Annotated in this window: 7 protein-coding genes; 5 read left to right on the top strand and 2 right to left on the bottom strand. The window is 62.8% G+C overall.

The features are described 5' to 3' along the window. Position 1 precedes the first annotated feature (1 nt). Entirely contained in the window at positions 2-3,082 is a 3,081-nt protein-coding gene (locus ACZ5YV_RS14745; protein ID WP_464789824.1) for an efflux RND transporter permease subunit, read from the top strand. A gap of 200 nt (positions 3,083-3,282) precedes the next feature. Here the strand turns inward: ACZ5YV_RS14745 and ACZ5YV_RS14740 are convergent, their stop codons facing one another. Both ACZ5YV_RS14740 and ACZ5YV_RS14735 read right to left on the bottom strand, forming a co-directional pair. Next, on the bottom strand, positions 3,283-3,570 hold the full coding sequence (locus ACZ5YV_RS14740; RefSeq protein WP_464789823.1) for a hypothetical protein: 288 nt from the start codon (positions 3,568-3,570) through the stop codon (positions 3,283-3,285). Positions 3,571-3,630: 60 nt separating this feature from the next. After that, complete coding sequence (locus tag ACZ5YV_RS14735) at positions 3,631-4,281, bottom strand: TetR/AcrR family transcriptional regulator (RefSeq protein WP_464789822.1); 651 nt, start codon at positions 4,279-4,281, stop codon at positions 3,631-3,633. Positions 4,282-4,436: 155 nt separating this feature from the next. Here ACZ5YV_RS14735 and ACZ5YV_RS14730 point away from each other — a divergent pair, with 155 nt between their 5' ends. Genes ACZ5YV_RS14730 through ACZ5YV_RS14715 form a run of 4 tightly spaced genes read left to right on the top strand, consistent with a single transcriptional unit; the run spans position 4,437 to position 12,975 of the window. Then, positions 4,437-6,656: a glycoside hydrolase family 3 C-terminal domain-containing protein gene (locus ACZ5YV_RS14730; protein WP_464789821.1), complete on the top strand. Its 2,220-nt coding sequence runs from the start codon at positions 4,437-4,439 to the stop codon at positions 6,654-6,656. A 3-nt stretch (positions 6,657-6,659) separates the two neighbouring features. Next, on the top strand, positions 6,660-9,530 hold the full coding sequence (locus ACZ5YV_RS14725; RefSeq protein WP_464789820.1) for a glycosyl hydrolase: 2,871 nt from the start codon (positions 6,660-6,662) through the stop codon (positions 9,528-9,530). Then, positions 9,527-10,534 carry an alpha/beta hydrolase gene (locus ACZ5YV_RS14720; RefSeq protein ID WP_464789819.1) on the top strand — a complete coding sequence of 336 codons (1,008 nt, stop codon included), beginning with the start codon at positions 9,527-9,529 and terminating at the stop codon, positions 10,532-10,534. The genes ACZ5YV_RS14725 and ACZ5YV_RS14720 overlap by 4 nt, the downstream gene beginning before the upstream one ends. Continuing rightward, positions 10,531-12,975, top strand: coding sequence for an alpha-L-rhamnosidase-related protein (locus ACZ5YV_RS14715; protein ID WP_464789818.1), 2,445 nt, complete (start codon positions 10,531-10,533; stop codon positions 12,973-12,975). The genes ACZ5YV_RS14720 and ACZ5YV_RS14715 overlap by 4 nt, the downstream gene beginning before the upstream one ends. Positions 12,976-13,107: the final 132 nt, after the last annotated feature.

The raw sequence follows: 13,107 nt of genomic DNA, 5'->3' as shown, positions 1-13,107 counted from the left end.
CATGCGCATTTCCGCCTGGGCCATCCGCAACCCGATCCCGGTCGTTTCGCTGTTCATCCTGCTGACGATCGCGGGGATCGTGGCGTATATTGGCCTGCCCATAAAGCAGTTCCCCAACGTCAATTTCCCTGTCGTCAGCGTGACGGTGACGCAAAATGGCGCGGCGCCCAGCGAAGTCGAGAACCAGATCACTCGGCCGATCGAAAATGCGTTGAGCAGCGTGGCCGGGGTCAAGCATATCAGTTCGACGGCCGTGCTGGGATCGTCCACCACGACGGTCGAGTTCGAACTGCACAGCGACATGCAGAAGGCGACGGACGATGTCCGAACCGCCGTGGAACGCGCGCGCATCGATTTGCCGCCGGGGATCGACCCGCCGCTGGTGCAACGGCTGGACATCGATGCCGCCCCCATTCTGACCTATGCGGTCAGCGCGCCCGCGATGGGCAACACGGAATTGTCGCGCTTCGTCGACAAGGTGGTCACTCGCGCATTGCAGGCCCAACAAGGCGTGGCGCAGGTTCACCGCATTGGGGGCGCCGATCGGGAAATCAACATCGTGCTGGATGCGCAGCGCATGGCGGCACTAGGCGTGACGGCGCCGCAGGTGAACAACGCCCTTGCCGCGTTCCACAGTGACGATCCGGGTGGCCGTGCCGATGTGGGGGCAGTCGAACAGACGATCCGTGTCCTCGGGTCATCCATGACCATTGACAGGTTGCGCGACCTGGCGATCCCGGTTCAGGGTCGTTATGTTCGCCTGGGCGACATTGCCGAGATTGGCGATGGCGCGGCCGAACAGCGCGGGTTTGCGCGGTTGGACGGCAGGCCCGTGACCGCGATCCAGATCAGCAAGACGCGCGAAGCGAGCGACATCAGTGTCGAGGACCGGGCGGTCAAGGCGATAGCCCGGATTCAGGCCGAGCATCCGGGCGTCACCTTCACCAAGCTGGTATCCACGGTGGATTCGACACGGCGGACCTTTGCATCGACCCAGCATGTGCTGATCGAGGGCATTTTTCTGGCGGTGATCGTCGTCTATCTGTTCCTGCGCAACTGGCGCGCGACGATCATTGCTGCGGTGGCCATGCCGTTATCCCTGATCCCGACCTTCGTCCTTATGTCGGCCATGGGATTCAGCCTCAACAGCATCACGCTGCTGGCGCTGACATTGGTGATCGGGATCCTGGTCGATGACGCGATCGTGGAAGTCGAGAATATCGAGAAGCGGATTGAGACTGGCGAGACGCCCTATCGCGCCGCGTTGATCGGCGCGGATGCCATCGGTCTGGCGGTGATCGCGACGACCGCGACGATCATCGCGGTGTTCGCGCCGGTGTCACTGATCCCGGGGCAGGCGGGACAGTTTTTCCGCGAGTTCGGTTTGACCGTGGCTGTCGCGGTGCTCTTCTCGCTGGTCGTGGCGCGTTTGCTGACGCCGCTGATGGCGGCCTATTTCCTCGTGCCGCTCAAGGATAGGGCGCATCGGGAAAAGCGGCCCGTAAACCCGATCTATGGCCGCATATTGGATTGGGCCTTGGCCCACCGATGGATGACGATGGCGATCGGTGGCGGGATTTTCCTTCTGTCGCTCCTGCTGGCGAGCCTTACGCCGGTGGGATTCCAGCCGGTCGGCAATCCGGGCTATCTCTACATCGCGGTGCAGGGTCCGCCCGGCGCGACGCGTGACGACATGGCGCGGGCGGTCAACGACGCGACCCGCATGCTGTCGGCAGAGCCTTCGGTGGAACGGGTCTTTGCCCAGGTGGGGTCAACGTCCGGCGGCTTCAGCGCGGGCGACGACATGCGCACGGGCACGCTGACCGTGGTGCTGAAACATGATCGCGACGTCACGACGGATGAGTTCCGGCAGATCATAAGGCCGAAATTGCGCGATATTCCGGACGTGCGCCTGTCCAATCAGGGCACGTTCGGTTCGGCTGGGGTCAACATCGTGCTGGCCGGAGAGGATGGGCAGGCGCTGGAGCGGACGCAAATCGAATTGTTACGGCAGATGCGCAACGTGCGGTCGATTTCCGACCCGCGCCCGGCGCCTCCGCCCGCAGGCCCGGAGTTGATCGTGACGCCCCGGCCGGAGGAGGCGTCGCGCCTTAACGTCGATAGCCGGACGCTGGCCCAGGTGCTGCGCATCGCGACCATTGGCGACATCGATGCGAGCGTGGCGAAATATTCGGATGGCGACGAACGCGTGCCGATCCGCGTCCGCCTGCCCGAAGGATCGCGTCAGGATCTGGAGACGATCGCGAACCTGCGCGTGCCAACCATCGACGGGCAGACGACGCCCTTGTCGGCCGTTGCGGATATTCGGTTCAAGGCTGGACCCGGCAAGATCGTGCGCTATGACCGGGAGCGGCGCGTGTCGGTGGAGGCGGATCTGGTCGCCGGGCGAACATTGGGCCAGGCGTTGCAGGAAGTGAACGCATTGCCGGTCATGCGCAACCTGCCCAAGGGGGTCCAGGAAGCGAAGACGGGCGATTCAGAAGCGATGTCCGAGCTGTTTGGCGGCTTCATGCTGGCGATCGTGGGGGGCATCGGGCTGACCTTTTCGGTGCTGGTGCTGCTGTTCAAGGGCTTCTTCAAGCCGGTGGTCATCCTGGCCGCGCTTCCGCTGTCGCTGCTGGGTGCCTTTGCCGCGCTGACCCTGTTCGGCAAGACGTTGGATCTGCCCGCGATGATCGGCCTGCTGATGCTGCTTGGCCTATGCGCGAAGAATTCGATCCTGCTGGTGGAATTCGCGATCGAGGAGGAGCGGGCAGGCACGCCGATGACGGAGGCGCTGCGCAATGCATGCCGCGAACGTGCGCGGCCGATCGTCATGACGACGGTCGCGATGGCGGCGGGCATGCTGCCGACCGCGTTGGGCATTGGGGAGGGTGCGGAGTTTCGCCAGCCGATGGCGCTGGCGGTGATCGGCGGTCTCATCACCTCAACGGCGTTGTCGCTGATCTTCGTGCCGGTGATTTATGAGATCGTTGAGAGCGTCGAAAGATGGATCGCGCCAAGGGCCGCACGTCTGGTGACGCCGCGTCAGCCTGGGGATGACGATCCTTTTCCTATATGATGGAAATGTTGACAGGCGCTCGCCGGTCGCTTGACTTATCGAACATGCATGTTCAATTAGACGCGCCTTTTAGGCACTCTCCTACACCTACCTGGGCCGGCCACAAACCGGCCCTTTCTTTTATGTGGCGGTAGGGGTGCCCAACAGAAAAGGGCGCTTGCGCGCCCTTCTCCCTCAATAAAGCCTGAGCTTCTTTGTCGTTAGGGCAGCTTGGCCAGATCGGCGTCGATCGCCGCCAGACGGGCGTCGGTGACATCGTCGGGCGCATATTGCTGGATGGCCTTCAGCGTCATGGCGCGGGCCATATCGACCTGATCATTGCTGGTCATGCCGGGAATGTACTTCTCGATAATCGCCTTGGCAGCGGGGTTGTCGAGCAGGACGCCCAGTTCGGTGTCGGCAGAGGTGTACTTGGCGGGAGCAGCAGTTTCCGCCAGCGCCGGAGTGGCGAGCGACAAAGCCGCGGCAGCAAGAATCAAAAATCGCATGGAACAGGATCCTCCGTTTGTGATATTTCCTATATCGCACGATGACGTGCTAAATTCAAGTCACCAGCTTTTGCGAGCGGCCATCAAAAGATCGACGGTTTTCCGGGCGGCGCCCAACAGTTCGGCTTCGACGATCGGACCGGCGCTGCTTTCCTGCAATTCCCACCCGGTGATGGCGGCTACAAGCTGTCGAGCGATCGCGGCCGGATCGCGGGCGGGAATGCCGTCGCGCGCGGCAGCCTGGCTGATGTCGTCGCTGATAAGACGCACGATGTAGAGATAGCCTGCTTCATACATGGCGCGGGCGAGTTCGGGGAAGCGTTCACGATTGGCGAGCGTCAGAAGCTGGAACGCGTGCACTTCCCGCTGAAGCAGCGACCGGGCGATCACTTGCGCGTGATGGTGGAGGCGTTCGGCAATGTCATCGGTCAGCAGATGATCCTGGCTTGCCGATATAAGCGACCATTGCTTGACGCGATCATGGATGACGGTCGTGAACAACGCTTCTTTGGAGGGATAGCGGGCGTACAGCGTGCCCTTGGAAACGCCGGTAGCCGCAGCGATATTTTCCATCGCCACGCCGTCATAACCCAGTTCCAGGAACATCCGGGTGGCGGTGGCCAGGATAGCGCGATCGATCGCGGCGACCTGTTTCGCGTCGGGTCGGCCGCGTTTTGGGGTAAATGCTTTCTCGGTCTTTGTAGCTGGCATGACCGCATCTCTGACTCAAGCCATGGGCGGAAGCAATGGCCTTCTGAAATAAATCGAACGACACCGATCGAATATTGACGTGTGCGCTCCTGGAACGTAAGAATGTAAACTGCCGATAATCGGAAAATGTCCCCCTAGCGGAGAGGCTGCACATCATGAAGAATTCCTCATCCATCCTGTTGCTTGCTGCCGCAGGGACGATGCTGACGCCGGTCGGGGGATATGCCCGCGATACCCAGAAGTCACCCGAGCGCAGAGCGGCTGAGACCCTGTCGAAAATGACGGGTGAAGAGAAGATCCGGCTCATCCACGGCCCGATGACGGGCTTCGTCCCTGCGTCGAAGCGGCCGCAGGGAATACCCCTCGGCGCGGGATATATTGAAGGCGTTGAACGCCTTGGCGTTCCTATACTGGTGGAAAGCGACGCAAGCCTTGGCGTGTCCAACCTGATGGAAATGCGCAAGGGCGATGTGGCGACGGCCTTGCCCTCAGGGCTTTCGCTTGCGTCCACATGGGACCCGGAAATCGCCCACGCGGGCGGTGCAATGATTGGTGCGGAGGCGCGGGCCAAGGGTTTTAACGTGATGCTGGTGGGCGGCGTCAATCTGGTGCGCGATCCGCGCGGCGGCCGCAATTTCGAATATCTGGGCGAAGACCCGCTGCTGGCAGGGGAACTGGTCGGAAGTCAGATCAGTGGCGTGCAGTCCAACGACATCATCGGCACGATCAAGCATTTCGCGCTGAACAACCAGGAAACCGGGCGCAACATCGCATCGGTGAACATGGATGAGCCGGCGATGCGCGAAAGCGATCTGCTGGCTTTCCAGATCGGCATGGAGCGCGGCAAGCCTGGGTCCGTGATGTGCGGCTATAATCGCGTCGGCGAGAAATACGCCTGCGAAAATCCCTTCCTGTTGAATGACGTCCTGCGGCGCGATTGGGGCTTCAAGGGCTATGTGATGTCGGACTGGGGCGCGGTGCACTCGACCGAGGCCATTATCGCCGGTCTCGATCAGCAATCAGGCGAGCAGATCGACGGCAAGCGCTATTTTTCCGACCTGATGGTGGAAGCGGTCAAGGCGGGGAAGGTGCCGCAGTCGGCGGTCGACAAGGCGGCCGGACGCGTGCTCTACGCCATCTATGCCCATGGCGTGGCCGACAAGCCGCTACAGCCGGGCCAGTCGATCAACTATGACGCCAATGCCGAAGTCGCGCAGCGTGCCGCGGAACAGGGGATTGTTCTGCTGCGCAATGAGGGCGGCATCCTGCCGCTGGCCGCTTCGGCGAAGACGATCCTGGTGGTCGGAGGCAATGCCGATGTTGGCGTGCCGAGCGGCGGCGGTTCGAGCCAGGTCAATCCCGTCGGCGCGTTGAAGCGCGTTTCCAAGGGCGCGGAAAGCGGCCCCGCCGCTGGCTTTGCCCGTCGCGGCTATGGCGGCACGCCGCCGCTTGATGCGTTGCGCGCCGAGTTTCCGAATGCGGCCGTCAGCTATCTGGACGGCAAGGATGTGCCAGCCGCTGTCCAGGCAGCGAAGTCGGCCGACATCGTTGTCGTTTTCGCGGACAAGTACGCGACCGAGGCGGTCGATCATAAGGACCTGTCGCTGGGCGAGGGTCAGGACGAACTGATCGACGCGGTGGCGAGTGCGAACGGCAGGACCGTCGTTGTACTGGAAACCGGCAACCCCGTCCTGATGCCCTGGCAGGCCAAGGTCCCGGCCATCCTGTCGGCGTGGTATGGTGGCCAGCGTGGCGGCGCTGCCATTGCGCGGGTTCTGACCGGAAAGGTTAACCCGTCCGGTCATCTGCCCGTGACCTTTCCGGCCTCCGTCGATCAGTTGCCCAATCCAGTGCTCCCCGGCTCCGACGCGCCGCCAGCGGATAAGGAAACGCGCGCCGTCTATGGTCTTCAGGCAGGTTTGAAGCCGTTCGACATCGTCTATTCGGAAGGATCGGATGCCGGTTATCGCTGGTTCGACAAGAAGGGGCTGAAGCCGCTTTATCCCTTCGGCTACGGTCTTAGCTACACGCAGTTCCGCTATGAAGGGCTGAAGGTGACGGGCGGAAAGGCGCTGTCTGTCCGCTTCACCGTGGTGAATAGCGGTCAGCGGGAGGGTGCGGACGTGCCGCAGGTCTACGTTACCCGGCCGGGCAAGGCCAAGCGGTTGATCGGATGGGCGAAGCCCAATCTCAAGCCCGGCGAAAGCAAGGAAGTCACGGTTACGGCGGACATGCGCGTGATCGCGGACTTCGATGCAAAGGCGCAGCGTTGGGTGGTGCCAGCGGGTGACGTCAAGGTAGAGGTGGGCACATCCGCCGCTGATCCGGTGCTGAACGGCACGGCGCGGCTGAACCGTATGATCCGGAAGCCCTGAGCCATGACAGCGAAGCGTTTGATCAAGAACTGCCTGCTGGCGGCAACAGCAATGTTTGCACTTGTCGAGGCTCCGGCTTTTGCAGGTCCGCTGGACGATCATTTCCAGAACCCGCCCGTCGATGCTCGGCCCCGGCTGCGTTGGTGGTGGCCAGGCGATGCGGTGACGGATCAGGAATTGCAGCGTGAACTGAAGCTGATGGCGGACACCGGATTTGCCGGTGCGGAGATTCAGTCGTTCACGCCCAATTTCGTGACGCTTACGCCGGACGAGAAGAAACGTGTCGACCAATATGCCGAGCCGTCCTTTTTCGCTCATGTCCGCGCTGCGGGGGAGGCGGCGAAGGCATTGGGCCTGACGCTGGACTATACGCTGGGTTCGTCCTGGCCGTCCGGCGGCGGCTTTGCCATCCCGCCGGAACTGGCGTTCACCGAGCTTTCCATGGCCAGCACCCAGGTCAAGGGCGGCGAGGCTGGTCCGATCAAGCTCAATATTCCCAAGCGCACAAAGCGGCTGGGTGCGCTCAGTATGTTCGATGTGCGTGTCAAGGACCCGAAGGTCGCCGACTGGGGCAAGCGGATGGAGGGCCGGGCGCGCACCGTCGCGGTCGTTGCGGTCAAGGGCAACGCGCCCGTGCTTCACCCTGCCGCGCCGGGCGCGATGGGCATGACATTGACGCCGTGGCGGGACGTGGTGACGGCAGGCACGCTGGACCCCGCAAGCAGCGTGCTCCTGACCAACAAGTTGCGTGATGATGGCACGCTCGACTGGACGCCGCCGCCCGGCGACTGGCAAATCTTCGTGTTCCGCCAATATGCTTCGGACGTCGGGGTGCTGGGCGCGGCCGGGCAGGGGCCGCAACTGATCCTGGATCATATGAACCCGCAAGCCTTTGCGGCGCATGCGGCGCGCGTCGGTGATCCGTTGGGGAATGACCCGGCCGGAATCCGATCGACATTCGTGGACAGCCTGGAATTGATGCAGGATATTCAGTGGGGACCTGAATTGCTGCAACAGTTCAGGAAGCGGCGCGGATATGACCTGACGCCCTATCTGCCCTTCGTTGTCCAGCCCGGTTGGATGCAGGCGTGGAGCGAGCATTGGTCGCCGCCCTATTTCGACACGGCGAACAGCGATGTGGCGGAACGGGTCCGCGCCGACTATCGCCGCACGGTTTCAGACATGATGATCGAGGGGTTCATCCAGCCTTTCGTGGCATGGAATCATGCGCATGGCCTGAAGGCGAAGTTCCAGGCGCATGGCGGCGCTTTCGATACGATCCGGGGATATGGTTTGGTCGATATACCGGAGACCGAAGATCTGCCCGGTTCAGGCGATCCTTTTTTCATGCGGATGGCCCGGTCGGGTGCGCATCTTTATGGGCGTCCAACTGTATCGGCGGAAAGCCTGGCATGGGGGAATCGCCCTTATGACGTGACACCCGACGAAATGCGGCGGCGGGTCGATGCCTTCATGGCGGGTGGCGTCAACTCCATGATTCTGCATGGTTATAATTACCGCTTCCATGCCGACGATTGGCCCGGCTGGCACGCATTCCAGCCAAGCCCCTTCGCTGGCGGCTTTTCCAGCATGTTGAACGAGACCAATCCGATCTGGCCCGCAATGAAGCCTTTGGCGGGTTATATCGGCCGCTTGCAGGCCGTCATGCAGGCAGGTGAGGCGGTGGTTCCGGTCGCCTATTTCTATGGCCGCTACGGCTATTATGTCGGCATCGAGGATGACGGCGCGGGCAAGCAGGCAGCGGAAAAGGCGTTCCTGGCAGGGGGCTATGATTTCGACCGGATCAACCCGGATTCGATCGCTCATGCCCGGGTCGAAGGGAAGCAGCTCGTTTCGCAGGGCGGCCAGCGCTACCCGGTGCTGGTGTTGCCGCCGATCGATGGTATTCAGGCAGAGACAGCCGAGGCGATCGCGCGTTTTGCCAAGGCGGGACTGCCGGTGTTCTTCACCGATCGAGCGCCGAGCCGGGATGAAGGGCTGGCCCAGGCTCGCCAGCGCGATGCGAGGGTGAAGAAGGCGGTGGCCGCCGCGCTGAAATCCGGAGCGAAGATCGTTCCCGCCGCTGGTGTGACCGATGCTCTGCGGGCAGCGGCGATTCCGGCCAATCTGCGCTTTTCCGGCGATGCTGCCGATCTTTACTTCGTCCAGCGGAAGATCGAGGGCCGCACGGCAACCTTTGTGTACAACAGGGGAGAAGCCCCACGGCAGGTGACGCTGACGCTGCCCGAAGTGGGGGGTGTCACGCGGTGGAATGCGATGGACGGCACGGTTGCGCCTGTGTCGGCGCGCGTTGCTGGGCAGGCTACGGACGTACCTCTTAGCCTTACGGCGGGGGAAAGCGCGCTCCTGATGCTTGATCCCAAGACGCAGGCTGTCACCGTTCCGGCATCCGCCACCGTGGCCAGCATGACGCTGCCCATGGATGGATGGCGGCTTCAGGCGACCGGTCATGTCCAGCGCAAGCCCTATAGCCAGGATTTCGCCTCTATCAGCCTGAAGGACTGGCAGCAGGTACACGAACTGGCGCGCTTTGCAGGGACGGGAACCTACAGGCGCACGATCAATGTCGATGCGGGCTGGCTGACCAGGGGAACAAGCGTGATGCTGGATCTGGGCGAAGTGCACGACGTCGCCACGGTGACGGTCAACGGACAAAGCTTGCCCACCCTGTTCAGCGCACCGTTCCGCGTCGATGTGACGAAGCTGGTTCGCGCGGGCAAGAATGACATCAGTATCGCTATCGCCAACGTACCCCAGAATGCGATGATCGATCTCAAGGACACGATCTACAAGAAGCTGAAGCCGGTTCCGGCCGGATGGGTGGGGCCAGCGAAACTGGAGGCGCAACGGTGAGAGGGCGGCGTTTCGCAGCCGCGATCGCATCCTGCCTGCTGATCGCGGCGGCGCCGGTCGTACCTTCTCCGGAAGCAGGACTGAGGTCGGTCAATCCGGAGTTGCGGCCGGTCGCGCGCGGCATCATGCAGGCGCAGCGGAGCGGGGTGACGTACAAGCCCGCCAAGCCCGGCCCACTGCCCGCAGGGGTGGAGGAGCGGCAGGCACCCGGATCGCGCGGGCAACCGCCGGTTCCGGTCTATGTCGTGAACGCTAGCACCGAGCAGGGAACGCCGCGCGGCGCCATCTTCTTTGTTCATGGCGGTGGTTTCATCGGCGGCGATGCGCGGGAAAATCTGCCGGCGCTCAAGAGCCTGGCCGAGCGGCTGAACTGCGTGATCGTGTCGGTGCAATATCGGTTAGCGCCGGAGACGCGTTTTCCCGGACCTATGGAAGATGCCTATGCGGGTTTGAAATGGCTGCACAGCAATGCCGCCGCGCTGGGCGTCGATCCAGGGCGGATTGTCGTCATGGGCGAAAGCGCGGGCGGCGGCTTGGCTGCCATGCTGACGATTGCGGCGCGTGACAGGGGCGAGGTGCAGGTCGCGTTTCAGGCGCTTATCTACCCCATGCTGGACGATCGGACCGGCTCTTCGCGTCCAGTGCAGCCGCATATCGGCCAGTTGATCTGGACGGCGGAGTCGAACCGGAAGGGCTGGCAGGCGCTACTGGGGCGACGGTCTGGCGCTGCCACCCAACCTGAAGGCGCAGTGCCTGCGCGGGTGAAGAACCTCAAGGGGCTTCCGCCGACCTTTATCGGGGTCGGGTCGATTGACCTGTTCGTGGACGAGGATGTGGAGTTTGCCCGCCGCCTGATCGATGCGGATGTTCCGACCGAATTGCTGGTGATACCGGGCGCGTTCCACGGATTCCAGCTGATCGTGCCGCGCGCGGCCATATCCCAGCAGTTCAATGCCGCGCTCGATGCGGCGTTGGCCCGCGCCCTTTCGCCGGAGAAGAAATGATGAGGATGGGCACATTGCTGGCTGCTTCGCTGATGTTGGGCGCTGCGCCCGCCGCTATCGCTCAGACGGGTAGCGCTGAGGGCTGGATCAGTCATGCGGAGGCGGGGCCGACGGTGCGCCCGATCGTCCTGCATTTCCGCCGCACGCTCGATCTGCCGGGCAAACCGCGCTCTTATATGGTGCGAGTGACGGCAGATAATCGGTTCATATTGTTTGTGAATGGTGCGCGTGTGGCGGTGGGGCCTTCGACGGGCGATATCGCCCATTGGCGCGAGGAGAGCATCGACCTTGCGCCCTATATGAAAGCGGGCGTCAACGTCATCGCGGCGACGGTGTGGAACGGGGTGCAGCCGCTGAAGCTGCCCGCCAATGCCACGCCCGCACAGGTTTCGGCGGCTCAGGGCAATTCGCTCTTCACCAATACGGCGCCGCTGTTTCAGCAGAGCGTCGCGACCGGGTTTCGCCTGATCGGCGAAGGCGAGACAGCGGAGCTTTCGACTGACCGGGAGGGGTGGCGGGTAAAGCGCGACGAGGGTCGTGGCTTCGCCAATGGCTGGGGGCAGGTGAAGCGCTGGTATTATGTCGCGGGCAACCCCGAGAAGATCGATGCGGCGAAGGCTGATTTCGATGCCGCTGGCCCGCAGGAAAAGGGTGGGGGCTGGCAGGACGCTGTTCCTGCTCCCGATGCGGCGAAGCGGACGCTGGTGGCCGACCGGCTGCCGCAGCAATCCTATACGCCTGTGGCAGCGGGCAAGGTGGTGCGGACTGACCTGCCTGCCGCCATGGCCTTTCCCGCGCGGGCGGTGACGATCCCGGCCAACAGCAAGGCGACCTTGCTTATTCAGCGCGATGCGATGGTGTCGGCCTATCCTCAGTTGGACGTGTCCGGCGGCAAGGGGGCGGCGATCAAGCTTCTGTGGACCGAGGCGCTGTACCATGCGCAGGGCCGGAAGGGGGACCGCAACCTGATCGAAGATCGCAAGCCGATCGGCATATGGGACAGCTTTATCGCTGATGGAAAAAAGCGCAGTTTTGCCCCGCTATGGTGGCGGACCTGGCGCTATGCCGAAATCACGGTCGAGACCAAGGATCAGCCGTTGGTGCTGGAGGGGCTAAGAGCGTACGAGACCGGCTATCCGTTCCAACAAGTTGGTAAGTTCGAAAGCGATGATTCTGAACTTGCGCGGATTTTCGACATAGGCTGGCGCACAGCACGGGTCGATGCGCATGAAACCTATATGGACACGGCCTATTGGGAACAGCTGCAATATGCGGGCGACACGCGCCTTCAGATGCTGATTTCCTATGCCGTATCGGGTGATCCCCGTCTGGCCGAGCAGGCGATCGATGCCTTCGCTGCATCCGATGTCGATGGCGGGCTGATGGAAGGCGCCTGGCCGACGCGCGGCAATAATGTGATCGCGCCGTTCGCGCTGATGTGGGTTGGCATGCTGGATGACTGGCGATTGCGCCAGCCCGACCCCGCACCCATCGTCCGCAATATTCCGCGCATGCGCCGGGTTCTGGACTGGTTCGAAAGCTACCGCCGCCCCAGCGGCCTGTTGGGTAAGAACCCGCAATGGAACTTCATCGATTGGGTCGGCCAGTCCGCCACCGACCGGACCATCTTTCCTTCCTATGGCAAGACGGACGAAAGCTGTTTGATGAGCGTCAGCTGGCTCGGCGCTCTCCAGCAGGGGGCGGCGATCGAGGGAGCCTTTGGCGACGCGAGCCAGGCGCAGCGCTATGCCGCGCGTGCCGAAACCGTGAAGGCGGCGATCCGCGGCCGGTGCTGGGTTCCGGCGCGCGGTCTTTATGCCGATAATCCTGATGGCGATCGATTCAGCCAGCATATGAATGCGCTCGCCATCCTCTATGATGTCGCGAGCCGCGATGAGGCAGGGGCCATCATCGACCGGATAATGGTGCCGGGCAAAGGGATAGATGCGCCTGAAGGGATTACGAGCGTCAGCTATTATTTCTCCTGGTATCTGGCGCAGGCGCTGGTCCATGCGGGGAAGAGCGACCGTTATCTCGACATGCTCAAGACGTGGCGTGATCTGCTGGCGATGCACTATACGACCTGGCCGGAAGAGCGCGACGACGCGGGGCAGGGGGGCAAGGGCCAATCGACACGATCGGACAGCCATGCATGGAGTGCGCACCCGAGTGCAGACCTGCTGGGTATCGTGGCCGGGATTGGGCCTGATGCGCCGGGCTATGCGCGGCTGAAGGTTGAGCCCGCGTTGGGATCGCTCAAGAGCCTGGCTGCAACGGCTGCCACGCCTCAGGGTGCGGTCAGCGTCCGCTACCGGATTTCGGGAAGCACCTTGAATGCCGAAATCACCCGGCCGACGGGGTTACCGGGGGATTTCCTGTGGAATGGCAAGCGCTATCCGCTAACCGGCGTCACCACCAAGCTGAAGGTGCCGATGCGCTAGGGCCGATCGACATTCAGTTCTGGCGGCCTGCAAATGGCGGTTCTCCGCGCTTCCGGTGCTCACCTACTTTGAGTGCGCTGCGTTGAAGCGAGGCGCGTGACTCGCTTCAAGGTTCACGGAAAACCACCATTT

It is taken from the genome of Sphingobium sp. TomTYG46 (genome assembly GCF_055396345.1).
Note: the sequence above shows the minus strand (reverse complement) of the source record. Positions and strands in the feature narration are given on the sequence as shown.